Annotated in this window: 21 protein-coding genes and 2 tRNA genes; 16 read left to right on the top strand and 7 right to left on the bottom strand. The window is 70.3% G+C overall.

Translation table 11 applies throughout. The annotated features are described in order from the left end of the window. Window positions 1-21 precede the first annotated feature (21 nt). The 4 genes from ahbB to DJ70_RS10255 all read right to left on the bottom strand — a co-directional run bounded on the left by ahbB (window position 22) and on the right by DJ70_RS10255 (window position 2,883). Window positions 22-1,107 carry a siroheme decarboxylase subunit beta gene (gene ahbB / locus DJ70_RS10270; protein ID WP_094532690.1) on the bottom strand — a complete coding sequence of 362 codons (1,086 nt, stop codon included), beginning with the start codon at window positions 1,105-1,107 and terminating at the stop codon, window positions 22-24. Between the two features lie 111 nt (window positions 1,108-1,218). Then, entirely contained in the window at window positions 1,219-1,686 is a 468-nt protein-coding gene (locus DJ70_RS10265) for a DUF7112 family protein (protein ID WP_094532687.1), read from the bottom strand. Window positions 1,687-1,695: 9 nt separating this feature from the next. Continuing rightward, the gene (locus DJ70_RS10260) at window positions 1,696-2,076 is read right to left on the bottom strand and encodes a 30S ribosomal protein S6e (protein WP_094532684.1); all 381 of its coding nucleotides are present in this window, start codon (window positions 2,074-2,076) and stop codon (window positions 1,696-1,698) included. 99 nt (window positions 2,077-2,175) lie between these two features. Further along, complete coding sequence (locus DJ70_RS10255) at window positions 2,176-2,883, bottom strand: lipoate--protein ligase family protein (RefSeq protein WP_094532681.1); 708 nt, start codon at window positions 2,881-2,883, stop codon at window positions 2,176-2,178. A 104-nt stretch (window positions 2,884-2,987) separates the two neighbouring features. Between DJ70_RS10255 and DJ70_RS10250 the strand changes: the two genes are divergently transcribed. The 7 genes from DJ70_RS10250 (at window position 2,988) to DJ70_RS10220 (ending at window position 8,638) form a co-directional block, all read left to right on the top strand. Then, window positions 2,988-4,664: a sensor histidine kinase gene (locus tag DJ70_RS10250; RefSeq protein WP_094532678.1), complete on the top strand. Its 1,677-nt coding sequence runs from the start codon at window positions 2,988-2,990 to the stop codon at window positions 4,662-4,664. Continuing rightward, on the top strand, window positions 4,661-5,551 hold the full coding sequence (locus DJ70_RS10245; RefSeq protein ID WP_094532675.1) for a hypothetical protein: 891 nt from the start codon (window positions 4,661-4,663) through the stop codon (window positions 5,549-5,551). Before DJ70_RS10250 ends, DJ70_RS10245 begins: the two co-directional genes overlap by 4 nt. Before the next feature lie 226 nt (window positions 5,552-5,777). After that, entirely contained in the window at window positions 5,778-6,236 is a 459-nt protein-coding gene (locus tag DJ70_RS10240; protein ID WP_094532672.1) for a PaaI family thioesterase, read from the top strand. Window positions 6,237-6,299: 63 nt separating this feature from the next. Then, window positions 6,300-6,383: transfer RNA gene (locus tag DJ70_RS10235), tRNA-Ser, on the top strand. A gap of 246 nt (window positions 6,384-6,629) precedes the next feature. After that, on the top strand, window positions 6,630-7,229 hold the full coding sequence (sod, locus tag DJ70_RS10230; protein ID WP_094532669.1) for a superoxide dismutase: 600 nt from the start codon (window positions 6,630-6,632) through the stop codon (window positions 7,227-7,229). Window positions 7,230-7,346: 117 nt separating this feature from the next. Next, window positions 7,347-7,679, top strand: a complete 333-nt coding sequence (locus DJ70_RS10225; protein WP_094532666.1) for a DUF5827 family protein — start codon at window positions 7,347-7,349, stop codon at window positions 7,677-7,679. Continuing rightward, entirely contained in the window at window positions 7,679-8,638 is a 960-nt protein-coding gene (locus DJ70_RS10220) for an ATPase (RefSeq protein ID WP_094532662.1), read from the top strand. The genes DJ70_RS10225 and DJ70_RS10220 overlap by 1 nt, the downstream gene beginning before the upstream one ends. Before the next feature lie 15 nt (window positions 8,639-8,653). On the opposite strand, the gene aspS is transcribed toward DJ70_RS10220, so the two are convergent. Further along, window positions 8,654-9,958 (bottom strand): aspartate--tRNA(Asn) ligase, encoded by a 1,305-nt coding sequence (gene aspS, locus DJ70_RS10215; protein WP_094532659.1) that lies wholly within the window; start codon window positions 9,956-9,958, stop codon window positions 8,654-8,656. Between the two features lie 122 nt (window positions 9,959-10,080). Next, window positions 10,081-11,469: a nickel pincer cofactor biosynthesis protein LarC gene (gene larC / locus DJ70_RS10210; protein ID WP_094532656.1), complete on the bottom strand. Its 1,389-nt coding sequence runs from the start codon at window positions 11,467-11,469 to the stop codon at window positions 10,081-10,083. Between the two features lie 263 nt (window positions 11,470-11,732). Between larC and malA the strand changes: the two genes are divergently transcribed. The 6 genes from malA to pyrF all read left to right on the top strand — a co-directional run bounded on the left by malA (window position 11,733) and on the right by pyrF (window position 21,708). After that, window positions 11,733-13,718, top strand: coding sequence for an alpha-amylase MalA (malA, locus tag DJ70_RS10205; RefSeq protein WP_094532653.1), 1,986 nt, complete (start codon window positions 11,733-11,735; stop codon window positions 13,716-13,718). A 230-nt stretch (window positions 13,719-13,948) separates the two neighbouring features. Further along, window positions 13,949-16,171, top strand: coding sequence for a CDC48 family AAA ATPase (locus tag DJ70_RS10200; protein ID WP_094532650.1), 2,223 nt, complete (start codon window positions 13,949-13,951; stop codon window positions 16,169-16,171). A gap of 82 nt (window positions 16,172-16,253) precedes the next feature. Beyond that, entirely contained in the window at window positions 16,254-16,787 is a 534-nt protein-coding gene (locus DJ70_RS10195; RefSeq protein WP_094532647.1) for a DUF5815 family protein, read from the top strand. Window positions 16,788-16,909: 122 nt separating this feature from the next. Beyond that, complete coding sequence (locus tag DJ70_RS10190) at window positions 16,910-17,116, top strand: hypothetical protein (RefSeq protein WP_094531120.1); 207 nt, start codon at window positions 16,910-16,912, stop codon at window positions 17,114-17,116. A 272-nt stretch (window positions 17,117-17,388) separates the two neighbouring features. Next, a complete protein-coding gene (gene carB, locus DJ70_RS10185; protein WP_094532644.1) occupies window positions 17,389-20,613 on the top strand; it encodes a carbamoyl-phosphate synthase large subunit in 3,225 nt (1,074 codons plus the stop codon). Window positions 20,614-20,877: 264 nt separating this feature from the next. Then, on the top strand, window positions 20,878-21,708 hold the full coding sequence (pyrF, locus tag DJ70_RS10180; protein ID WP_094532641.1) for an orotidine-5'-phosphate decarboxylase: 831 nt from the start codon (window positions 20,878-20,880) through the stop codon (window positions 21,706-21,708). On the opposite strand, the gene DJ70_RS17420 is transcribed toward pyrF, so the two are convergent. Then, entirely contained in the window at window positions 21,705-21,872 is a 168-nt protein-coding gene (locus DJ70_RS17420; RefSeq protein ID WP_179234032.1) for a hypothetical protein, read from the bottom strand. The genes pyrF and DJ70_RS17420 overlap by 4 nt on opposite strands. Before the next feature lie 50 nt (window positions 21,873-21,922). Between DJ70_RS17420 and trmY the strand changes: the two genes are divergently transcribed. From trmY to DJ70_RS10165, 3 genes are all read left to right on the top strand, one after another. Beyond that, window positions 21,923-22,519 (top strand): tRNA (pseudouridine(54)-N(1))-methyltransferase TrmY, encoded by a 597-nt coding sequence (trmY, locus tag DJ70_RS10175; RefSeq protein ID WP_094532638.1) that lies wholly within the window; start codon window positions 21,923-21,925, stop codon window positions 22,517-22,519. 14 nt (window positions 22,520-22,533) lie between these two features. Next, window positions 22,534-22,917, top strand: coding sequence for a CHY zinc finger protein (locus tag DJ70_RS10170; protein WP_094532637.1), 384 nt, complete (start codon window positions 22,534-22,536; stop codon window positions 22,915-22,917). Between the two features lie 65 nt (window positions 22,918-22,982). Further along, window positions 22,983-23,055, top strand: a tRNA-Pro gene (locus tag DJ70_RS10165). The last annotated feature ends 64 nt before the right edge of the window (window positions 23,056-23,119 follow it).

Raw genomic sequence — 23,119 nt, 5'->3', positions numbered from 1 at the left:
GGGAGTCGTCGCCACGGCGTATCAGGCCGTGTTGCTGTCGGCGCGCTCCTCGATCCGGATCCCGGTCTTCTTCAGGATTCGGGTCGAGAACAGCGTGTCCCAGTCGTCGGAGCCGACGTCCCAGTAGTCGGCCATCGTCTCCTTCACCTCCGCCACGCGGCGTTCGCTCTCGGCCTCGGTCCGGCCGTGCGTCATCGCGAAGAAGTTGTACTCCCAGACGCCCGCGTGCCGGGGACGCTGGTAGCAGTGCGTGACGAACTCCAGATCCGCGACCGTGGGGCCGACCTCGTCCAAGACCTCCTCGGGCACGTCCCAGACGGTCATCCCGTTCTCCGTGTACCCGAGCGCGTAGTGGTTGGGGATGACCCCGACCCGACGCACTTTCCCCTCCAGCCGGAACCGCTCTATCGTCTCGATCACCCAGTCGACGTCGGCGTCGATCGCCGCCGCCACGTCCGCGTACGGCGTCTCCGTCACCGGCAGCCCGCCCTGGATCTCGACGACGAGGTCACGCTCGGCGGGCGAGAGCGTCGAGCGACCGGACGGCTCGACGTCGGGGGCCAGCCCCGAGAGGTCCACGTCGCCGTCGGCGACCGGCCCGTCGACGAGGAACTTCGCGCCGACGTGGAACTCCCGCAGTTTGGGGAGGTTGTACGTCTCCTGGCCGGTGGCCGCCTCGATCTCCGCGAGCACCTCCTCGACCCGGTCGCTCCCGTCCTTGTCGGGGTCGGGGTGGTCGGCGACGCTCACGACGAACCACATGTTGAGGTGGGGGTGCTCCCGCTCGTAGTTGTGTGCCACCGCGGTGAAGTCGTTGACCGTTTCCGCGATCGCCTCGTAGCGGTCCTCGGGCGCGTGCATCGCGACGAGCGAGGCCGCGCCGCCGATCTCCTCGGCGTTGACGAGCGCGCCGAACCGCGAGAGCACGCCCGACTCGTCGAGCTCCCGGACGCGCTCGCAGAGCTCGGAGCCGGTGACCGCCAGTCCGTGGTCACGAAGCGCGGCGGCGGCGGGCTCGAACGGGCGCGCGGTCACGGGGAACCCACCCTGGAACGCGTTGATGATCCCCCGGTCGAGCGCCGTCAGATCCGCGTCGACCTCCTTCATGTACGGGGATCGGGGTCGCGAGAGAATAAGCGATCCGGCCCGTCGCCGGTCGGGACCGCGAGGTCGCGTCTCGATCGCCGCACGACGGCTCGCGCCCCCGGCGATCGCGTCTCAGCCGTCGAGGTCCCGCGCGATGTCCGACAGCGAGGACCGTGGACCGCGGTTCGCGTCGTACACCGCGCGCTCGCCGGGGATCCGGAGCCCGTACAGCTCGCCCGGAACCACGACGTCGAGGACGACGCTCTCGCCCGGTTCCCGGTCGTTTGCGTCGAGCCACGCGGCGAGCCGGTTCTCGCCCGCGCCGGGATCGCGCGCCAGCCGCCGGTTGTCGTACGCCCCGCGGAGCAGCCGCCCCGTGGCGTCGGCGAGGACCCGCGCGTGGCACTCCTCGCGGTCGATCACCAGCCGGACGAGGTCACCGTCCGCGAGCGCGAGCGACGTACACGAGCCCGACTCGACGCGCCCCTCGAGGTCGGCGTCGGCCGGGAGGCGGACGCAGGGTCGGCGGGTGCCGCCGCTGCGGGCGAGCGTCACGCGGACGGACGCGACGCTCTCGTCGTCGGAGGGAACGCGGGGCATGAAGCCGGATTACTCGTCGTCGAACGCCGCGGCGACGTCGCCCTCGCCGTCGACGACGGAGACGTTGATCTGGGCCACGTCGTCGGCGATCTCGCGACCGCGGACGGTGATCCGCTTTCGCTCGCCCTCGCGGGACGGCTTGAACCCGACGCCGCCCTCGAGGAGCAGCTCCTTCAGGCGCGTTCCGGAGACGTCCTCGCGCATCGGTCGGCCCGTCTCGTCCGAGCCGCCGGTGATCTCGACGGTGTGGTCGGAGAGTCCGACGGCGTCGCCGCCGATCTCGTCGCCCACGTCTCGACCGAGGAATCGGTTCGCGTCCTGTCCGTCGACCTCTCGCTGGAACGTCTCGCCGGTCTCGGGGTCGGCGACGACGACTTTGAATTCGGCCATGCGCGGACCGAGACGCCCGCGAATAAAAAGCACGTCGAAAGCGCGATACGCCGAGAGCGCGGCGAAGCGTCGTCTCGCCGCGTCGTGGGCCGTTTCGGCTCACCAGGGCTCGGCTCCGACCCGATCGACCCGCGGGGAGTCGGCGTCCGCCAGGTCGATCAGCGCCTCCTCGACGGCCCGCGCGATCCGTTCGGCTTCGACCGGCCCGCCGGCCTCCGCGACGCTCCCGATCGACTCCGGATCGAACGGAACGTCGAGCGCGTCGTACACCGGTTCGAGAACGGTCGCCAGCGCCGCCGCGTCGGAGCGCGAGACCACGAGACAGCCCGCGACGAGCGCGGCGTCGGCACGGACCCGCTGGGCCGTCCCCGCCACCTTCCCGCCCCCGGCGACGCGGAGGGAGTGATCGCCCGGACAGAACGAGCGGGAGGGCTCGCCGGGCGAGACCGCGGCTCCGACCCTCCCGAGCGCCGATCGCACCGCGCGGGTGACGTCGGCGTAGCGCTCGTCGATCCGGCCTCGGTCCCCGTCGAGCGGGACCGAGAGCGCGAACGCGAGGGTCCGCCCGGTGTACGCGACCGCACGCCCGCCGACGTCGCGCTCGACCGGGGCGAACCCGGCCGCCTCGGCGACCCGACGCGCCCGGTCGTACCCGGACTCCCGCGCGTCGCGGCGACCGAACGCGACCTGCCGGGGCGGTGCCCAGACCCGGACGCCGGGACTCCCGTCAGCCGCGTCGGCGAGCAGCCGGGCGGTGTGTTCGCGGTCGGCCCGAACGGTCGCCCCCCGTCCCCGAAGCACCCGCATGGGGGCCGCGACGGGGGCGACCGACAAACCGCTTGCGTCCGGACGCGGTCGCTTCGGGGAATGGCGCAAAGGTTTTGCTGGTCCTTGGGCTGGTTCCGGTATCGATGAGCGACCCGACCGCCGTTCCGGTCCAGGCGTACCTTCTCGCCTGCCTGCTCTCGGGAGCCGTCGGTCTCCTGCTCGGTCGTACCGCGTGGACCGAGCGCGACGAGCCGGGAGGGCTCGAGGTCTCGCTCTACCTGGGCTGTGCCGGCGTCGTCGCCGTCCTGTACGCGGTCAGGGTCGCGAGCCCGGACCCGTCGGTGATGATCGGGGCGCTCCAGGTCGCGACGCCCTTCCTCGCCGCGCTACCCGTGCTCTGGATCGTCTTCGCGTTCGCGTACGCCGGCCGCGACGAGTGGCGGACCGAGCGCCGGCTGATCGGCCTCGCGACGCCGGCGTTCCTCTGGGTGCTCCTGGCGTGGTCGAGCCGGACGCACGGGCTGGCGCGGCGGTCCTTCGAGCCGATCGTCGAGGGACCGTTCACGCTCGTCCAGACCGGGCTCGGCCCGGCGGGGCTCATCTTCGTTGTGTACGCCTACGGCCTGTACGCAGCGGGTCTCCTCGTGATCGTCGACCTCTATCGCCGAACCGGGAACCGCTATCGGCTCCAGACGTTCGTCGCCCTCCTCGGAACGCTGTTTCCGCTGCTCGCCGGGATCGCGACCGTCGTCGACTTCGGGAGCTACCCGACGGTCGACTGGACGCCCGCGGCGTTCGTCGTCCACGGCGTGTTCCTGTACGGCGTGGTGTTCTGGCTCGGTACCCTCGACGCCGCGGTCGTCGCGCGCGACACCGCGGTCGAGGTCATGCAGGACCCCGTGATCGTGGCCGGCTCCGACGGCCGGATCCGCGACCTCAACCCCGCCGCGGAGCGGATCCTCCCCGCCGACGCGGTCGGGGAGTCGCTGTCGACGGCGTTTCCCGAGCTGGAGTCCGGCGACGAACATCCGATCACCATCGGCGGCCGCCGGTTCGACGTCCAGGAGGATCCCATCACGGACCCACACGGAACGGACCGGGGGCACGTCTTCCTCCTTCGGGACGTGACGGCACGCGAGCGGCGACAGGAGGCCTTGGAGCGTCGAGAGCGCCAGCTCGAACGCCAGAACGAGCGGCTCGAGGACTTCGCCGGCGTCGTCAGCCACGACCTCCGAAACCCCCTCGCAGCCGCGACCGCGGCCGTCGAGTTGGCCCGTCACGGCGACGGCGACGACGGGGCGTTGGAACGGGCTGCGGACGCCCACGAACGGATGGACGAGCTGATCGAGGGACTCCTCTCGCTCGCCACCGCGGGACGCGCCGTCGACGAGGTCGAACCCGTCTCGATCGACGCGGCGGTCCGGACCGTCTGGTCGCGCCTCGAAACCGGAGCGGCGACGCTGGTCGTCGACGCCGCCGACGAGACCGTGTCGGCCGACGCCGACCGGCTCCGGCAGCTCCTCGCCAACCTGTTCCGTAACGCGGTGGAGCACGCCGGCGAGGACGTGACCGTGCGGGTTCGAACCGAGCGAACCGACGACGGAGTCACGCTCCGGGTCGCCGACGACGGACCGGGGATCCCGTCGGACGAACGGGGTCGGGTCTTCGAACGCGGGGTCTCCCTCGACGACGGCACGGGCCTCGGGCTCGCGATCGTCGGCGACATCGTCGACGCGCACGGCTGGTCCGTCCGGGTCGTCGACGAGGCGGGCGGCGGCGCGTGCTTCGAGATCGACGGGATCGAGGTCGCGTCGACGTGACCGCTCCGGTCCGGATCCCCGCGGCGGTCGTCTCCCGCTATCGGCGGTTCTCGCGGTTCAACTCCCCGTACCCCGCACACGACGCGGGGAACGCGATCGACCTCTATCCCGACGGCGAGGACGGCATCTCTCCCGTCTCCGGCGTCGTCCGGGAGACGTACACCGTCGGCTGCCCCGATCGATCGTACGCCGCGTCCGAGGACCACCTGATCGTCGTCGACCTCGACGAGGCGTGGTGTCGGCGGACCGGGACGGCGCCGGGCACGGTCGCACGGATCCTTCACGTGACCCCGAGCGTGAAGCCGGGCGACCGGATCGACGTGGGCGACTCCCTCGGCCCGATGACGCGCTCCGGATTCTTCGGACGGTGGGTCGACGACCACGTCCATCTCGGGTTCCGCCCGCCGGGGGCGAACGCGCGCCGCGCGAGCGGGTCGCTCCCGGTCGACGTGGACGCGGCCGTCGCGGGCGTTCCCTGGGACGGCACCGGCGTCGTCCTCGAACGCGGGCCGAGCCACGTCACCCTGGACGCGCCGACGCATCCGGCTCCGGGCGAGTTCGCGGCGATCGCGAGCGACGGCGGCGTGCCGCTCGACGGCGGCCTGGCCCACTACGCGGGCGGCGGCGCGTTCGCCGCCGTCGACGCCGGTCGAGCCGTCTCGTTGTGGGGAACGCGGGTCGGCGTGGCCGCCGATCGGGGGATCGCGTGGGCGCCGATCGACGTGACCGCGAACGGGGACCGCGTCACGGGGCTGTCGCTGTTCGCGGCCCGCGACGGCGACTACGGCGCGAAGGTCGTCTGTCCGGACCACGAGTTCGCGGTCGGCGACGCCGTCGAGATCACGATCGAGCGGAGCGACGACCCGATCCGGCTCGGCGTCGGGTGAGCCGCCGACCGCCGGCCGCCGAAGTGGAGCGTCCGCTCGCGAGGAGATGATCGGGCGAACAGCCGGCGCTCGCGGTCGTGCTCCGCGGCGGTGCGCCGGGCTCCCGCCTCGGCCGCCGCGGGCGGTTCGTCAGGTCACGGAGGGTCTGCCGCGGGATCGGGTATGAACCGCCGGGTCGCTCACGCGGATCCCCTGGATACAAACGGGTCGGCGGCGATTCCGGGGTATGGACGAGGGAGAGGTCTCGGAGACGGATCCGCTTCCCGCGGAGGCGGTGTCGCTCATCGAACGCCGGATCGAGGAGGAGCACGGCTACCTCTCGTGGCTCAACACGTCGGTCGACGTGGTCGAGCGCGGGCGGATGGTGCTGTCGATCCCGTTCGACCGGAAGCTGACGAACGCGGACGGGCGGACGATCCACGGCGGCGTCGCGGCGACGCTCATCGACACGGCGGGCGGGCTCGCCCAGCGGACCGCCTTCGAGGACCCGCTCTCGGGCGACGTGGCGACGGTGAACCTCAACACGAACTACCTGCGACCCGCCAAGGGCGACCTCGAGGCGGAGGCGACGGTCGTCCGCTCCGGCGGCTCCATCGGCGTCAGCGAGATGTCGGTGACGAGCACGACCGAGAACGGCTCCTCGGAGGTCGTCGTCGGGCAAGGGTCGTTCCGGCTCTTTCGGTGAGCGTTCGCGGCACCGCCCGACACCGACATCCCTTAGTCGGGGGGCCCCGACACGTCAACTCGGGGTGGGGTGGCAGAGTGGCCCATTGCGCCGGTCTTGAAAACCGGTAGCCTCACGGCTTCCTGGGTTCGAATCCCAGCCCCACCGTCCGAGTGCGGCAGGGTCTTGCTGTTTGTCGTTTTCGAAAATGAGAGTAACTTATAGTGGTTACATTTGTCCGAGTGGACTGATCGATCCGCGGTCGCCCCCGGAAACCCCGTTTCGCCCGAACCGCGAGCGTACCGTCCGCGTTCGTCGGCGTCCGGTAACACTCGCGTCCGGTGACGTGTGGTATCAGGTACCGCATTATCTTTAACAGGTTTCCTATCCATGTTGGGGATAGGTGATACAAGCATGAGCTACGAACTCGATCCGCTCCCGTACGATTACGACGCGCTCGAACCGCACATCTCCGAGCAGGTGCTCGAATGGCACCACGACACCCACCACCAGGGGTACGTGAACGGCTGGAACGCGGCCGAGGAGACGCTCGAGGCCAACCGCGAGGAGGGTGACTTCTCCTCGTCGGGCGGCGCGATCCGCAACGTGACCCACAACTCCTCGGGACACATCCTCCACGACCTGTTCTGGCAGAACATGTCGCCGGAGGGCGGCGACGAGCCCGAGGGCGACCTCGCCGACCGCATCGAGGAGGACTTCGGCTCGTACGAGGCCTGGAAGGGCGAGTTCGAGGCGGCGGCCTCCGCGGCGAGCGGCTGGGCGCTCCTCGTCTACGACACGTTCTCGAACCAGCTCCGCAACGTCGTGGTCGACAAACACGACCAGGGTGCGATCTGGGGCGGCCACCCGATCCTCGCGCTGGACGTCTGGGAGCACTCCTACTACCACGACTACGGCCCGGCTCGCGGCGAGTTCGTCGACAACTTCTTCGAGGTCGTCGACTGGGAGGAGCCGTCCGCCCGCTACGAGCAGGCCGTCGAGCTGTTCGAGTAACCCGACAGCCGGAACGCGCGCCCCGCGCGTCGAACCCCGACGTTTTTTGACACCGTCGCACCCCGCCAGCGGCGAACATCGCCAGCGTTTACGGAACCGCGAGCGTAGCCGCCCGACATGCCGGAACCGAGATCCGCCTTCGAGGAGACGTTCCCGTGTGACTTCTACGAGCCGGCCGAGCTGTTCGAGCCGGACCTGCTGTACACGATCCCGGAGATCGGGCGGCTGCTCCAGGGGCTCGAGCCCGACGCCGAGATCGACGCCGACACCGAGGCCGTGCTGATCGACTGGGCGATCCCGTGGGTGATGGTCCACGCCGACGACATGGTCGTCGCCGATCCGCCGACCGACGACAGCCCCGGCTACTACGGGCTCGCCGAGGACGCCAGCGACGATGCCGCCGCCGGCGACGTCGGTGACGACGCTGACGAGCCCGACGCCGAGGAATAGTGAACGCGAACGCACACGACGGGAACCCGTCGAATCCGCCGACCCTGCTCGTCGCCGGCGGCGCGCGGGTCGACGCCGGAAAGACGACGTTCTCCACGGGGCTGCTCGCAACGCTCACGGCGCGGGTCGGCGACGCTGTCGGGGTGAAACCCCGCGCCGGCAACGACCACTGGTTCGACCACGACGACGTCCGGATCGCCGCCGGGTCCGGGCGGCTGTACGGGAAGGACGCTCGGAAGCTCGCGGCCGCGAGCACGCGTCCGCTGGGCGCGTCGGCCGGCGACGCGGCCGGCAGCGACGACGCGTCCGCCCGCGGCGCGGTCACGCCGGAGTCGATCAACCCCCTTCACCGGCTGTGGCTTCCGACGCCCGGCCGGACCGGACTGTTGGGGGAGTCGGACCGGACCTTCCTCTGTGACCGGGTCACGTCCCCCGCGGCCGACGAGGGCGGCTCGCGGTTCGTGCTCAACGGTGCGGCCGCGGACGCGGGGCTGATCCCGGAGTCGCTCCGGGAACGCCTCCCGCTCGCCGACGCGGTCCGCGTCGACGACGTGGCCGAACTCGACGAGGTGACCGCGGAGGCGTACCTCCCCGCGTTCGACCGGCTCGCGGACCGGGTGGCTGACGCGACCGTCCCGGTCGTCGTCGAGTCCTACGGGGACGTCGCCGCGCCGCTGTCGGTCGAGTACGACGCGGTCGCCGTCGTCGACCCCGGCCGGGCGCGCGTCTACGCCGGCGACCGCTACCGCAAGGCCCGCGCGGTCGCCTCCGGAAGCCCGCGGGAGGGCAGCCTCGAGGAGCACACGGGAACGCTGACGGAGATGATCGAGCCGCTCGCGACGACTCGGCTGCCTGCGTTGTCCGGCGAGGAGCGCGGCGATCCCGACACGATCGCGGACCGATACGAGCCGGCGTACGAGGCGCTGCTCGATGCGGCGGCGACCGAAAGAGAGGGGTAGACCGGTCTCGCCGTCTTACGGCTCCAGCCGGTTCGGGTCGCGCGGGAACATGATCGCCTCCTTGATGTTGTCGAGGCCGGCGACCTGCTGGACGAGCCGGTCGATCCCGAGCCCGTACCCGCCGTGCGGGGGCGTCCCGAAGCTCAGCGCCTCGATGTAGAACTCGAAGTTCGCCTGCTCGACGCCCTCCGCCTCCATCACTTCGACCATGCGCTCCACGTCGTGTTCGCGCTGGCCGCCCGAGGAGAGCTCCTGGCCCTCGTAGATGAGGTCGAACTTCCGGGAGGCGATCTCGTCGCCCTCGACGTCCTGCATGTAGTAGAACTTCTCGTCGGGGTAGCCGACGATGAAGAAGGCGGGGTGGCCCTGCTCCGCGAAGTGCTCGCCGAGGAGCTTCTCGCCCTTCGTGTCGAGGTCGGTCGGATCGTCCGGGAAGTGGCCGAACTCCGTCTCGAGGAGGTCGAGCGCCTCCTCGAAGGTGATCCGCGGGAAGTCCTCCTCGGGGACCGTCAGGTCGACGTCGAGGAGGTCGAGCTCGCGCTCCGCGTTCTCGGCGACCGCCCGGATCGCGTGTCTGAGCGACTCCTCCTGAACGTCCATCACGTCGTTGTGGTCCTCGATGTACGCCAGCTCGACGTCGAACATCGCGATCTCCGAGACGTGTCGTGAGGTCGCGAAGTCCTCCGCGCGGAACGCGGTGCCGGTCTCGTAGACGGCCTCGTAGCCGGCGGCCATCAGGATCTGCTTGTACAGCTGCGGGCTCTGTGAGAGGAACGCGTCGCGGTCGTAGTAGAGGATCGGGAACAGCTCCGCGCCGCCCTCCGCGCCGCCCTTCGAGATCAGGGGGGTCTTGATGTCGACGAACCCCTCCTCGTCGAACCACTCCTCCATCGCGGTCATCAGCTTCGAGCGCAGCGAGAACACCGCGAGCGTCTCGGGCTTCCGGAGGTCGAGCGCGCGGTTGTCGAGCCGGGTCGAGAGGTCGACGTCGACGTCCTTCGAGATCTCGAGGGGAAGCGGCGAGTCCGCCTCGTCGAGCACCTCGTAGGCCGTCGGCGCGAGCTCGACGCCGCCGGGGGCCTGGTCGCTCTCGAGCGGCTCGCCGACGACCCGGACGACGTCCTCGGAGCCCGCGTCCTGGACGGCCTCGAACAGCTCCGGCTCGCGCTCCTCCTTGAAGACGACCTGGATGAGTCCCTCGCGGTCGCGCACGATGAGGAACACCAGGCCGCCGAGGTCACGGATCTCGTGGACGTGGCCCGCGATCGCGACCTCGTCCGCGTCCGGGTCGACCTCCGACGTGTGAATACGCTCGATCATAGGGTGACTTACCTCCGAGTGGCCGGGCGTCGGGCATAGGCCTGTCGTCTTTCCGTCGAGGTTCCGGCGTCCTCGCGTCGGTCACCCGGTCGTACTCGCGGATCCGGGACCCCCTCGCGGACTCACTCGTCGGCGCCGACGTCGCCGAGGTCGTCGCGGACGCGCGTCTCCGCCCGGCGGAGCACCTCGCGGACGGGGATCCCGGCCTCGGCGGCGACCGCCGCCGCCTCGTCGTACTCGGCGCTCACGTCGTAGACGTCGCCGTCGGCGGTCGAGGCCACCTTCACCGACACCTCGTGATCGACCCCGTCGACCGGGACGATCGCGGTCTCGAAGGCGCGATCGGCGATCCAGCGGTGGCTCGCGCCCGCCTGTCGCACGCCCAGCGTGCCGGTCTCCCGAGCGAGCCGCTCCGCGACCGCCGCAGCGTCCGCCGGCTTACAGATGGCCTTCACGAGGTGGCCCGGCCGCGACTTCTTCATCGTCGTCGGCACGATCGTCACGTCGCGGGCGCCGGCCGCCGCGAGCGACTCCTGGAGGCCGCCGAGCACCTCCGGCGCGGCGTCGTCGAGGTTGGTCTCCAGAACCGCGATGTCGTCGTGAACGAGCCCGCCGGAGCCGGCGTCGTGCCCGTGTGCCTCGGCCGTGACGGTCCCCCCGCCGTCGCCGATCACCGCCCTGAGCACGTTCGGGTGGCGATCGAAGGTCGCGTCGCCCGCGCCGTACCCCGCGCCGTCGACGCGGAGCGCCGGCAGCGCGTCGACGCCCTCGGCGACGGCCCCGAGGATCGCCGCTCCGGTCGGCGTCAGCAGTTCGCGGTCGACCGGCCCGCCGACGAGCGTGAGGCCGGCACGCTCGGCGATCCCGACCACCGCCGGGGCCGGGATCGGGTAGACGCCGTGGGCCATCTCGACGTCTCCCCCGCCGACGGAGACGGGCGTGGTGACGACGCGGTCGACGTCGAGGTCGTCGAGGAGCAGCGCCGCGCCGACGACGTCGGCGATCGCGTCGTCCGCGCCCACCTCGTGGAACGCCGTCTCCTCGAGGTCGGTCCCGTGCGTCGACGCCTCCGCCCGGCCGAGCAGCTCGAACGCCTCGAGCGCGGTCGCCTCGACGGCCGCCGGGAGGTCCATCGACTCGACGAGCTCGACGACCTCCGGGTAGGTCCGGTGGACGCCGGCTCCCTCGGCATGTCCGTGCTGGTGTGCGTGCTCGTGGTCGTGGTCGTGCTCGTGGTCGTGTTGATCGTGGTGATGCTCGTGTTGATCTTGAGAGCGGTCGCTGTCGGCCTCCCGAGCGCCGGGGTCGACGCCGCTCCCCTCGTCGTCGAGGAGCACGTCGACCGTCGTCGCCCGGATCCCGTTCTTCGTCGTCTCGCCGACCGCATAGCGGACGGGAAGCCGGTCCTCGACCGTGTCGAGCACCGCGGCGTCGGCCCCGGCCGCGATCAGCGCGGCACAGATCATGTCCCCGGCCGCGCCGGTTCGACCGTCGAAAGCGAGCGTACGCATGGAGGGGCGAACGCGGTCGATGGATAAAGAGCCGTCCCACTCGCCGCCGCGAGCGCGGTCGTCGGATCCGAACCCACGGACGGATCGAACGCCACTACACGGGATATCAATCACCTATCGGGAACGATCGCGGATCGCTGAACGTCGTGGTACCGCCGAGCTGAGTCGCTCTCGACGCACCGATGTATCAGGGACGTTCAGTATGTCTGTCCGCTGTGATTTCCGAACACCTAAGCCCGAAGTGGCCGAGTCGGGAAGTAATAATGGACCATCCAGGCCCGCCGCAGTTCGCCGCCGTCGGCGACGTGGTACAGTTGGCGCCGCGTGACCCGGACCCCCAGGCCACCTACCGGTGGACGGTCACGGAGGCGCCGATCGCGAGCGAGGCGACCGTCGGCAACGAGGCGGTCGAGAAGTTCGTCCCGGACACGCCCGGACGCTACCGGATCGCGCTGGAGACCCCCGAGGACCGCCACCACCTCACGGTTCGCGTCTTTCCGGGCGATCGTCGACCGACCGGCGATGCTAGCGCGGCGGGAGCCGCCGGCCGGAGCGGCTACAGCGGGGAGAGCGGCTACACCGGGCAGAGCGGCTCCGCCCGCGGAAGCGGGGGCGAGAGCGGTCTCGTCTCGGGCTCCGGGTCGGGCGCGGGCGCGAAGGCTCCCGACCGTGACGACGGCAGACCGCGGGTGAGACTCGACGCCGAGATCGCGGGCGGTGAGGCGGTCGTCCGCGCGACGCCGACGCCACACCCGGACTCGGCGCGGGCCGCGAGCGATCTCGACGTGGAGTTCCTCCTCGACGACCGCGACGGCGTGACCCGCGGCGACGTGACCGTCGACGGCCGCGAGCTTCGGATCCCGCTCGCGGCGATCGACGAGCGGGTCCGCGTCCACGGCGTCGCCGTCGGCGCGAGCTACAGCGTCGCCGACGCGGTGAGCGTCGACCGGCTCGGGGACGGCGAGGACGTCGGCGTCACGCGACTCAACGACCCGCCGGCGTGGGCGACGGACGCCACGCTCTATGAGATCTACGTCCGCGGCTACGCGGCCGACGACGACGAGGCCGAGACCACCTTCGAGGCGCTCGAGAGGCGGCTCGACTACCTCGAGGAGCTCGGCGTGGACACGCTGTGGCTCACGCCCGTGCTCCAACACGACGGCGCGCCCCACGGCTACAACATCACGGACTTCTTCTCCATCGCCGACGACCTCGGCGACCGCGAGGACTACGAGGCGTTCGTCGACGCGGCCCACGACCGCGGAATGCGCGTGCTCTTCGACCTCGTGTTGAACCACTCCGCACGGGACCACGAGTGGTTCCAGGACGCCTACCGGAACCCCGACTCCCCGTACCGTGACCGGTACGAGTGGCAGGACTCCGGCGAGCCGGGTACCTACTTCGACTGGGAGCTGATCGCCAACTTCGATTTCGCCAGCCTCGAGGTCCGTCGGCACCTCCTCGACGCCGCCGACACGTGGGCCGAGGTCGCCGACGGCTTCCGGTGTGACATGGCGTGGGCGGTTCCCGAGTCGTTCTGGAAGGAACTCAGGGAGCGGCTGAAAGCCGAGGACCCGGAGTTCCTCCTGCTCGACGAGACCATCCCCTACATCGCCGACTTCCACGAGGGGATGTTCGACGTCCACTTCGACACCACGCTGTACTTCACCCTCCGGCAGGTCGGGCGCGGCCACGAACCGGCCGAGTCGGTCCTCGACGCGATAGAGGGCCGGGCGCGCTCCGGCTTCCCGGACCACGCCGCGTTCATGCTGTATCTGGAGAACCACGACGAGACGCGGTACCTCGTCGAGTGCGGCGACGACGCCGCGAAGGCCGCCGCCGGCGCGCTGTTCACGCTGCCGGGGATCCCGATGCTGTACGGCGGCCAGGAGCTCGGCCAGCGCGGCAACCGCGACCCGCTCGCGTGGGACCACGCCCGCGAGGAGATCCGTGACCACTACGACGACCTGCTCGCGCTCCGCGAGGCGTATCCGGTCCTCGGATCCGCCGGCGACCTCGGCCGCATCGACTACGAGACGGCGGGCGCGGCGGCCCCCGACGACGTCGTCGCCTTCACACGCGAGAGCGGGAAGGCGGGCTACGTCGTGCTGCTCAACTTCGGCTCCGAACCCGCCGTCGTCGGGGTCGACGAGGCGGTCGACGCGACCGACCTCGTCTCCGGCGAGTCGCGGGCGGCGGCGGAGGGGCTGACCGTCGAGGACGTCGCGGTCTTCGAGATCGCGGACTGACCGGTCGACCCGCCGACGACCGCCGACCCGCCGTTCCGACGCCGGCCCGGTCCCCCGGCGAAAACGCACGGTGACGACGGCGTTTTAACCACGGAGGCAGTACCATGTGATAAGATGTCATGTCCCATCACGGACGGACCACGGACCGTCCGGTCGACGGGAGGGACCCCTCGGAGCAACAGGCTTATTCCCGAACCGGGTGCAGGTACGGCTATCCCCCGCGAGGAACCATGAACGAAGTCCAACTCGAAGTGGCGAAGGCGTACCCGAACGACTCGGGGCGCGGCATCGCGCGGCTCGACCCCGACACCCTGCTCCACCTCAAGCTCTCGCCCGGCGACATCATCGAGATCGAGGGCGCGGAGACGACCGCCGCGAAGGTGTGGCGCGCCGACCGGCAGGACTGGAACACCGACACGGTCCGCGTCGACGGGTTCACCCGCCAGAACGCCGACGTGGGCATCGGCGAGCGCGTCACCATCCGGAAGGCCGAGGCGGAGAAGGCCGACACGCTCGTCCTGGCCCCGCCCGAGGAGGCGTCCGTCCAGTTCGGCTCGGACGCCGCCGGCATGGTGAAACGCCAGATCCTCAAGCGCCCGGTCGTCGAGCGCGACATCGTCCCCGTGATGTCCTCGACGAACCATCCGTTCATGCGCTCGCCGGGACAGGCGATCCCCCTCATCGCCGTCGAGACCGAGCCCGACGGCGTCTGTCTGATCACCGAGGACACCGAGGTCGAACTGCGCGAGGAGCCGATCTCCGGGTTCGAGAAGACCGGCAGCGGGATCACATACGAGGACATCGGCGGGCTCCAGTCGGAGATCCAGCGCGTCCGCGAGATGGTCGAGCTCCCGATGAAACACCCGCAGATCTTCTCGAAACTCGGGATCGAGCCCCCGCAGGGCGTGCTGCTCCACGGCCCGCCGGGCACGGGGAAGACGCTGCTCGCGAAGGCGGTCGCCAACGAGACGAGCGCCTCGTTCTTCTCGATCGCCGGTCCCGAGATCATCTCGAAGTACTACGGCGAGTCCGAACAGCAGCTCCGGGAGATCTTCGAGGACGCGAAGGAGGAGTCGCCGTCGATCGTCTTCATCGACGAGCTCGACTCCATCGCGCCGAAACGCGAGGACGTGACCGGCGAGGTCGAACGGCGCGTCGTCGCCCAGCTTCTGACGATGATGGACGGGCTCGAGACCCGCGGGCAGGTCGTCGTCATCGGCGCGACGAACCGCGTCGACAGCGTCGATCCCGCGCTCCGCCGCCCCGGCCGGTTCGACCGCGAGATCGAGATCGGCGTCCCCGACGAGGTCGGCCGCAAGGAGATCCTCCAGATCCACACCCGCGGCATGCCCCTCTCCGACGACGTCTCGCTCGACCACCTCGCCGACGAGACCCACGGCTTCGTCGGCGCCGACGTCGAGAGCCTCACGAAGGAGGCCGCGATGAAGGCGCTCCGGCGGTACCTCCCCGAGATCGACCTCGACGAGGAGGAGGTTCCGCCGAGCCTCATCGACCGGATGATCGTCAAACGCGACGACTTCGCGGGCGCGCTCACGGAGGTCGAACCCTCCGCGATGCGGGAGGTGCTCGTCGAGCTCCCGAAGGTCTCCTGGGAGGACGTCGGCGGGTTGACCGACGCGAAACAGCAGGTTCAAGAGTCCGTCGAGTGGCCGCTCACGACCCCGGAGAAGTTCGAGCGGATGGGCGTGGAGGCCCCGAAGGGCGTGCTGTTGTACGGCCCGCCGGGGACCGGCAAGACGCTGATGGCGAAGGCGGTCGCCAACGAGACGAACGCGAACTTCATCTCGGTCCGCGGGCCGCAGCTGCTCTCGAAGTGGGTCGGCGAGTCGGAGAAGGCGATCCGGCAGACGTTCCGGAAGGCCCGGCAGGTGAGTCCGACCGTGATCTTCTTCGACGAGCTCGACAGCCTCGCGCCCTCCCGTGGCCAAGAGATGGGCAACAACGTCTCCGAGCGGGTCGTCAACCAGCTGCTGACGGAGCTCGACGGGTTGGAGGAGATGGGCGACGTGATGGTGATCGGCGCGACCAACCGCCCGGACATGATCGACCCCGCGCTGATCCGGTCGGGCCGGTTCGACCGGCTCGTGATGATCGGCCAGCCGGACCAGGAGGGTCGCGAGCGGATCCTCGAGATCCACACCGACGACACCCCGCTCGCGCCCGACGTCAGCCTCCGGGAGGTCGCGGAGATCACCGACGGCTACGTCGGCTCCGACCTCGAAGGGATCGCCCGCGAGGCCGCCATCGAGGCGCTGCGGGACGACGACGACGCGGAGGAGGTGGAGATGAAACACTTCCGGCGGGCGATGGAGTCGGTCCGGCCGACCATCACCGAGGACATCATGTCCTACTACGAGGAGGTCGAACGCGAGTTCAAGGGCGGCGGCCGCGACGCGCTCCGGGACACCGGCGGCCGCGTCGGGTTCCAGTAGGGTTCCGTCGGCCCTCGCCCGTCGCCGGCGCGGGTCCGCCCGCTTCCGCGCCTTTTAACCGCCACAACGGCCAAGGCGTGGCATGGCCCAGCCGCGCGTTCCCGGTGACGACGACCACGCGCTCGAGCTCCCGTGTGGCGAGACCGTCGGCCTCGGCGAGTTGGATCTCGGGATGCGGGAGTTCGAGTGTGACTGCGGCGAGACGCACGCGGTCGTGATGGACGTCCACCCGCCGGAGCGGTTTCTCCCCGAGTTCCTCGTCGACGTCCTCCGGGAGGCGATAGAGACGACGAGCGAGGAGATGCCGGAGTTCGACACGCCGCACCTCCTCGGGGTCGTCTTGGAGGAGTTCCCCGAGTCGGTCGTCACACACGACGCCAGCGGCGACGGCGAGGTCGGCTACGCGATGGTGTGGGTGTCGGACTTCGACTCCCGTCGGCTCCACGAGGTGATCGTCGAACTCGTCGTCGAGCTGATGGAACACGCCGTCAGCCACGCCGAGGACGACGACGCCCTCTCCGAGTTCGAGCGGGAGATGATGGAGTTCGACGTGCGCGAGTTCGTCGAGCAGTATCGCGCGGAACGCGACCTCGAGGCCGAGGACCCGTACGTCTGATCGGCGGCCGGGTCCGTCGCCGGCGGCACCGTGGACCGGCGGTAGCGGGCTCGTGTGTCCGACGCGCGTCCGACTCCTGTCTCACTGAAACCTATACCCTCGGCGCGCGTACTGTAAGACACATGCACACCCACGAGTACGAGCGGATCCGCGGTGTGCTCGCCGACGCCGAGGAGCCGCTGACGGCGCGGGAGATCCTGGCCCTCTTGGAGGAGACCGAGGGGATCGACAGCCCGCACCGGGTCGCGACCGTGTTGGGACGGTGGGCGAAACGCGGCGAAGTGGACGTGATCGTCGGGCGGCCGTATCGGTACGAGTTGAGCACCTAGCGGTCGTCCCTCCTCCACGGCCGGAGCCGACGTCGGCCCGACCGGGAGCGACGTCGGCGAACGGGTCGAGTTCGGATCGTTCGGGCATGGATCGTTCGGGCGTGAGCGGGTCGCGGACCGCGCCGCGGTGCCACTCGACGACCGGGTCGTCGACGCCGATCCAGCACGTGCCATGGCCCGTGTGGACGAGTGTCTTGCGAAAATCGAAAAGAGGCTGCGAGATTCGTACTTTATCGTCGGCCTTATTACGATGAGCGTACTCGGTCGCGACAATGAGCGAGGACCGGACCATACTGCTCATCGGCAGCGGGCCGATCCAGATCGGACAGGCGGCGGAGTTCGACTACTCCGGGGCGCAGGCGTGTCGCGCGCTCCAGGAGGAGGGGGCACGAGTCGTCCTCGTGAACTCGAACCCGGCGACGATCATGACTGACCCCGAGACCGCCGACCGGGTGTACATCGAACCGATCACCCCCGAGGCGATCGCCGAGGTCGTCCGGATCGAGGAGCCCGACGGCGTCATCGCCGGGCTCGGCGGACAGACGGGTCTCAACGTCACCGCCGAGCTCGCGGAACAGGGCATCCTCGAGGAGTACGACGTCGAGGTGATGGGGACGCCGCTCGACACCATCTACGCGACGGAGGACCGCGACCTCTTCCGCCAGCGGATGGAGGACCTCGGCCAGCCCGTCCCGAAGTCGACGACCATCTCGCTGGACGAGGACGAGTCGGTCGCGGCGCTGACCGAGGCGGACCTCGTCGACCGCGTCGAGGAGGCGGTCGACGCGGTGGGCGGCCTTCCGGTCATCGCCCGGACGACCTACACCCTCGGCGGCTCCGGCTCGGGCGTCGTCGACGACTTCGACGAACTCGTCGAGCGCGTCCGCAAGGGCCTCCGACTCTCCCGGAACAGCGAGGTGCTCGTCACCGAGTCGATCTCCGGGTGGGTTGAGCTGGAGTACGAGGTGATGCGCGACGCGGACGACTCGTGTATCATCATCTGTAACATGGAGAACATCGACCCGATGGGGATCCACACCGGCGAGTCGACGGTCGTCACCCCCTCGCAGGTCATCCCGGACGACGGCCACCAGGAGATGCGGGACGCGGCGCTCGAGGTGATCCGCGATCTCGGCATCCAGGGCGGCTGTAACATCCAGTTCGCGTGGCACGACGACGGCACGCCCGGCGGCGAGTACCGCGTCGTCGAGGTGAACCCCCGCGTCTCGCGCTCCTCCGCGCTGGCCTCGAAGGCGACCGGCTACCCGATCGCCCGCGTCACCGCGAAGGTCGCCCTGGGCAAGCGGCTCCACGAGATCGACAACGAGATCACCGGCGAGACGACGGCCGCCTTCGAGCCCGCCATCGACTACGTGGTGACGAAGGTGCCGCGGTGGCCCATCGACAAGTTCGACGACGTCGACTTCGAGTTGGGAACGGCGATGAAGTCGACCGGCGAGGCGATGTCGATCGGCCGGACGTTCGAGGAGAGCCTCACGAAGGCCCTCCGCTCCTCGGAGTACGACCCCGCCGTCGACTTCGCGTCGGTCTCCGACGAGGAACTGGAGACTGAGTACCTCGAGCGGCCGAGCCCCGACCGTCCGTACGCGATGTTCGAGGCGTTCGACCGGGGATACGGCGTCGACGACGTGGTCGAGCTCACCGACATCCACCGGTGGTACGTCGAGCGCTTCGAGAACGTCGCCGACGCGACCGCGGCGGCCGCCGAGGGCGACTTCACCGCGGCCGCGATGGCCGGCCGGACGAACGCCGAGATCGCCGCGGTCGCGGGCGACGGCGGCACGGCGGCCGACGTCGGCGAGGTCGAGTCGACGGTCCCCGACCGCACGTTCAAGCAGGTCGACACCTGCGCGGGCGAGTTCGAGGCGTCGACGCCGTACTACTACTCCGCCCGGCTCCCCGAGTTCCTCGCCGGGGCGGACACGGCCGGCGCTGCGAACGAGGTCCGGGTCGATCCCGACGTCGAGAGCGTCGTCGTCGTCGGCGGCGGCCCGATCCGGATCGGACAGGGCGTGGAGTTCGACTACTGTGCGGTCCACGCGGTTCGGGCGCTCCGCGAGCTTGGCGTCGACGCCCACGTCGTCAACAACAACCCGGAGACGGTCTCGACGGACTACGACACCTCCGACGGGCTCTTCTTCGAACCCATCTCCGCCGAGGAGATCGCGGACGTGATCGAGACGACGGGCGCGGACGGCGTGATGGTCCAGTTCGGCGGCCAGACCTCCGTCAACGTGGGCGAACCGCTGGAAGCGGAGATCGAGCGTCGCGGGCTCGACTGTTCGATCCTCGGCACGAGCGTCGAGGCGATGGATCTGGCGGAGGACCGTGACCGGTTCAACGTCCTGATGGACGAGATCGGCGTCGCCCAACCGGACGGCGGAACGGCGACGAGCCGCGAGGAGGCGCTCGGTCTGGCCCACCGGATCGGCTACCCGGTGTTGGTGCGCCCCTCCTACGTGCTCGGCGGCCGCGCGATGCGGGTCGTGGAGGACGACGCGGAACTGGAGGAGTACATCGAGGAGGCGGTTCGTGTCTCCCCCGACAAGCCGATCCTGATCGACCAGTTCCTCGCGGACGCGGTCGAACTCGACGTCGACGCGGTCGCGGACGGGGAGGACGTGCTGATCGGCGGCGTGATGGAGCACGTCGAGAGCGCCGGCGTCCACTCCGGCGACTCCGCGTGTATGATCCCGCCGCGCTCGCTCGCGGACGACACCCTCGCGCGGGTCCGCGAGGTCACCGAGGACATCGCCCGCGCGCTCGACACCGTCGGACTGCTCAACGTCCAGCTCGCGGTGACGGGCGTTCACGACGCCGACGAGGACGCAGAGGTGTACGTCCTCGAGGCGAACCCCCGCTCCTCGCGGACGGTGCCGTTCGTCTCGAAGGCGACGGGCGTCCCGATCGCCAAGCTCGCGGCGAAGGTGATGACCGACGACGTGAGCCTCGCCGACCTGGACGTCGACGAGCAGATCCCGGAGCAGCTGAGCGTGAAGGAGGTCGTCCTGCCGTTCGACCGTCTGCCGGGGTCGGACCCGCGGCTCGGTCCGGAGATGAAGTCGACTGGCGAGGTGATGGGGACCGCACGCTCGTTCGGGAAGGCGTACGACAAGGCGCAGGACGCGACCGGCAAGCCGATCCCCGAGTCGGGGACCGCGGTCGTCGACCTCTCCGCCGAGGAGTTTCCGGACCCGGACACGGCGGAGGGTGAGGCGCTCGTCGAGGGCTTCTCCGAGTGCTTCGAGCTGTCGACGGCGACGGACCTCATCGAGGCGGCGCGTCGAGGCGAGATCGACCTCATCGTCTCCCGCCAGCGGGAACTGCTCGAGGTGGCCGTCGAGGAGGAGATCACGTACTTCTCGACGCACGCCAGCGCGAGGGCGGCGCTCGAGGCGATCGATCACGCGGGCGACGATCTCGACGTGATGGCGGTGTCGGACCGCCCGAAGCGCGTGGAGAACTGGGGGGAGTGACACGCCGGGACGGATCGGTCCGCGACCGGGAGTCGCGTCGCTGCCGGCGAGACGTGGCGAACAGGCGGCGGCGTGGTCGGTTCCCGCGGCGGATCGCCACACACCCGCCTCGGCCGCCGCGGGGCGGCTCTCAGCTCACGGCGGGCGTGCGGCCCTATCGGGTTTGAACCGTCGTCTCGCCTCCCGGATCCGGCCGGGTTCGACGAGCCCGCCCGCTCCGGCGTGGAACACAACGCTTAGTCCGGAAGCCGCAAGACACCGGATATGCGCTTCTTCGAGCGGCTCGCGGATCGGATCGAACGGGCCGACAGCGTCGTCTCCGTCGGACTCGACCCGGACCCGGACCGGATCCCGTCGTTCCTCTCCGACGCCGACCTGCCGCGATGGGCGTTCAACCGGCGTATCATCGACGCGACCCACGAGCACGCGGCCTGCTACAAGCCGAACGCGGCCTTCTACGAGGACGCCGACGGCTGGCGCGCGCTCGAGGAGACCGTCGCGTATGCGGCCGGCAAGGACGTTCCGGTCCTCCTCGACGCCAAACGCGCCGACATCGGCAACACCACGCGGCAGTACGCCGAGGTGTTGGAGCGGGTCGACGCGATCACGGTGAACCCGTACATGGGTCGCGACTCGCTCCAGCCGTTCCTCGACCGGGAGGACGCGGGCGTGTTCGTGCTCTGCCGAACGTCGAATCCGGGCGGGAGCGACCTCCAGGACCTCGAGCTCGACTCCGGCGAGCCGCTGTACGAGCGCGTCGCCGCGCTCGCGGACGGCTGGAACGCCAACGGGAACGTCGGCCTCGTCGTCGGCGCGACCACGCCCGAGGAGCTCGCGGAGGTCAGAGCGATCGTCCCGGAGATACCGTTCCTCGTCCCCGGCGTCGGCGCGCAGGGCGGCGACGCCGAGGCGGCGGTTGAACACGGACTCGCGGCGTATCCGGGCGTCGACGTCGACGTCGGACTGGTCAACTCCTCGCGGGGGATCGTCTTCGCCGGCGAGGAGGCGGCTCGGTCCGACGACGAGGCGACGTACTTCGGGGCCGCCGGCGACGCGGCGAAACGACTGAAGCGGCGGCTGAACCGGCACCGCTAGCCGGTCGATCCGTCCGAGTCGTCGACGCCCGACGACTCCGCACACGGGGTACACGCGCCGACCGCCTCGTTCCAGTGGTCGCGGCAGACCTGGCGTCCGCAGTACCGACAGCCGTGCCGTGCCGGGGCGTTCTCACAGATCTGACAGAGTCCGGTGACGCTCATGGTCGACCGTCGGCCGGGGCGCTTATCACGGTTCGGGCGGACCGGCCCGTATGCGCCAGTTCGTCGTCGTCGGCCACGACGTCCCCACCGACCCGGACGCGATCTCCCTTTCGGACATCCCCGGCGCGGGCCGGCTCGACCTGCTCTGTCGATGCGTGTCGACCGGCGTCTTCCTCTCACACGGCATCCGCGAGGACGCCAGGGTCCACCTCGTCTGTGCCGACGAGTTCACCGTCACGTTCGACGCCGCGACCCTTCGACACCTCCACCCCGACGAGCGGAACGTCGCCGCGCGGGTCCGTGACGCACTCGCCGCCCGCGAGGACGCGATCGGCCACATGCCGGCGGACGTCTCTCCCGGCGTGGAGCTGCGTCGGATGGGACTGTCGCGGACGCTCGACCGGCTGGCCGCCGAGGGATCGCTCGTCCAGCTTCACGAGGCGGGCGACCCGCTCGTCGACGCGGAGCCGCCGGCCGATCCGGTGTTCGTCCTCTCGGACCATCACGACTTCTCGGAGACGGAGTCGTCGCTGCTCGCGGAGGCGTGCGACCGGCGGCTTCGCGTCGGCCCCGAACGGCTCCACGCCGACCACACCGTCTCGGTCGTCCACAACTGGCTCGACACGGACGGCTACACCGCGTACTGAACGGGAGCGGAGAGATGAGCGACGCCGACGACCCCGACGCGACGCGGACGACCTACGCTCCCGCGCTCGACGACCGGTTCCCCGTCCCCCTTCGTGGGGTGGCGGTCGATCCCCGGACCCGGTGTGCCCACTGGCACGCCGCGGTCGACGTGATCGCCCTGCGGTTCGGCTGCTGTGAGACGTACTACCCGTGTGCGAGCTGTCACGACGCGGCGGCCGACCACGACGCGGAGCCGTGGCCCCGCGACCGGTTCGACGAGCCTGTAGTGTTCTGCGGGCGCTGCCGTGGGCGGCTGAGCGCCCGCGAGTACCTCGACTGCGACGACGCCTGTCCGCGCTGCGGGGCCGCGTTCAATCCCGGCTGCCGCGCGCACCGAGACCGGTACTTCGAACCCTGACCCGCCGATGCCGCCGACCCCGTTTTCGGAAGGATTAAAAGAACGAACGGCCTCCGTTGGGATGCGGGCCGGTGGGGTAGCTTGGTATCCTTCGGCCTTCGGGTGGCCGTAACCACGATTCAAATTCGTGCCGGCCCATTTTCACCCCACTTCGCACCGACGATAGCGACGGATCCGTAGCGGGCGTGAAACCTACGGGACG

The organism is Halorubrum halodurans (genome assembly GCF_002252985.1).
GTDB lineage: Archaea > Halobacteriota > Halobacteria > Halobacteriales > Haloferacaceae > Halorubrum > Halorubrum halodurans.
Note: the sequence above shows the minus strand (reverse complement) of the source record. Positions and strands in the feature narration are given on the sequence as shown.

Excerpts from the sequence above, each read along its gene's own strand:
- ahbB (WP_094532690.1), bottom strand. The coding sequence starts at position 1,107 with ATGAAGGAGGTCGACGCGGATCTGACGGCGCTCGACCGGGGGATCATC.
- DJ70_RS10265 (WP_094532687.1), bottom strand. The coding sequence starts at position 1,686 with ATGCCCCGCGTTCCCTCCGACGACGAGAGCGTCGCGTCCGTCCGCGTG.
- DJ70_RS10260 (WP_094532684.1), bottom strand. The coding sequence starts at position 2,076 with ATGGCCGAATTCAAAGTCGTCGTCGCCGACCCCGAGACCGGCGAGACG.
- DJ70_RS10255 (WP_094532681.1), bottom strand. The coding sequence starts at position 2,883 with ATGCGGGTGCTTCGGGGACGGGGGGCGACCGTTCGGGCCGACCGCGAA.
- DJ70_RS10250 (WP_094532678.1), top strand. The coding sequence starts at position 2,988 with ATGAGCGACCCGACCGCCGTTCCGGTCCAGGCGTACCTTCTCGCCTGC.
- DJ70_RS10240 (WP_094532672.1), top strand. The coding sequence starts at position 5,778 with ATGGACGAGGGAGAGGTCTCGGAGACGGATCCGCTTCCCGCGGAGGCG.
- sod (WP_094532669.1), top strand. The coding sequence starts at position 6,630 with ATGAGCTACGAACTCGATCCGCTCCCGTACGATTACGACGCGCTCGAA.
- DJ70_RS10225 (WP_094532666.1), top strand. The coding sequence starts at position 7,347 with ATGCCGGAACCGAGATCCGCCTTCGAGGAGACGTTCCCGTGTGACTTC.
- aspS (WP_094532659.1), bottom strand. The coding sequence starts at position 9,958 with ATGATCGAGCGTATTCACACGTCGGAGGTCGACCCGGACGCGGACGAG.
- larC (WP_094532656.1), bottom strand. The coding sequence starts at position 11,469 with ATGCGTACGCTCGCTTTCGACGGTCGAACCGGCGCGGCCGGGGACATG.
- malA (WP_094532653.1), top strand. The coding sequence starts at position 11,733 with ATGGACCATCCAGGCCCGCCGCAGTTCGCCGCCGTCGGCGACGTGGTA.
- DJ70_RS10200 (WP_094532650.1), top strand. The coding sequence starts at position 13,949 with ATGAACGAAGTCCAACTCGAAGTGGCGAAGGCGTACCCGAACGACTCG.
- DJ70_RS10195 (WP_094532647.1), top strand. The coding sequence starts at position 16,254 with ATGGCCCAGCCGCGCGTTCCCGGTGACGACGACCACGCGCTCGAGCTC.
- DJ70_RS10190 (WP_094531120.1), top strand. The coding sequence starts at position 16,910 with ATGCACACCCACGAGTACGAGCGGATCCGCGGTGTGCTCGCCGACGCC.
- carB (WP_094532644.1), top strand. The coding sequence starts at position 17,389 with ATGAGCGAGGACCGGACCATACTGCTCATCGGCAGCGGGCCGATCCAG.
- pyrF (WP_094532641.1), top strand. The coding sequence starts at position 20,878 with ATGCGCTTCTTCGAGCGGCTCGCGGATCGGATCGAACGGGCCGACAGC.
- DJ70_RS17420 (WP_179234032.1), bottom strand. The coding sequence starts at position 21,872 with ATGAGCGTCACCGGACTCTGTCAGATCTGTGAGAACGCCCCGGCACGG.
- trmY (WP_094532638.1), top strand. The coding sequence starts at position 21,923 with ATGCGCCAGTTCGTCGTCGTCGGCCACGACGTCCCCACCGACCCGGAC.
- DJ70_RS10170 (WP_094532637.1), top strand. The coding sequence starts at position 22,534 with ATGAGCGACGCCGACGACCCCGACGCGACGCGGACGACCTACGCTCCC.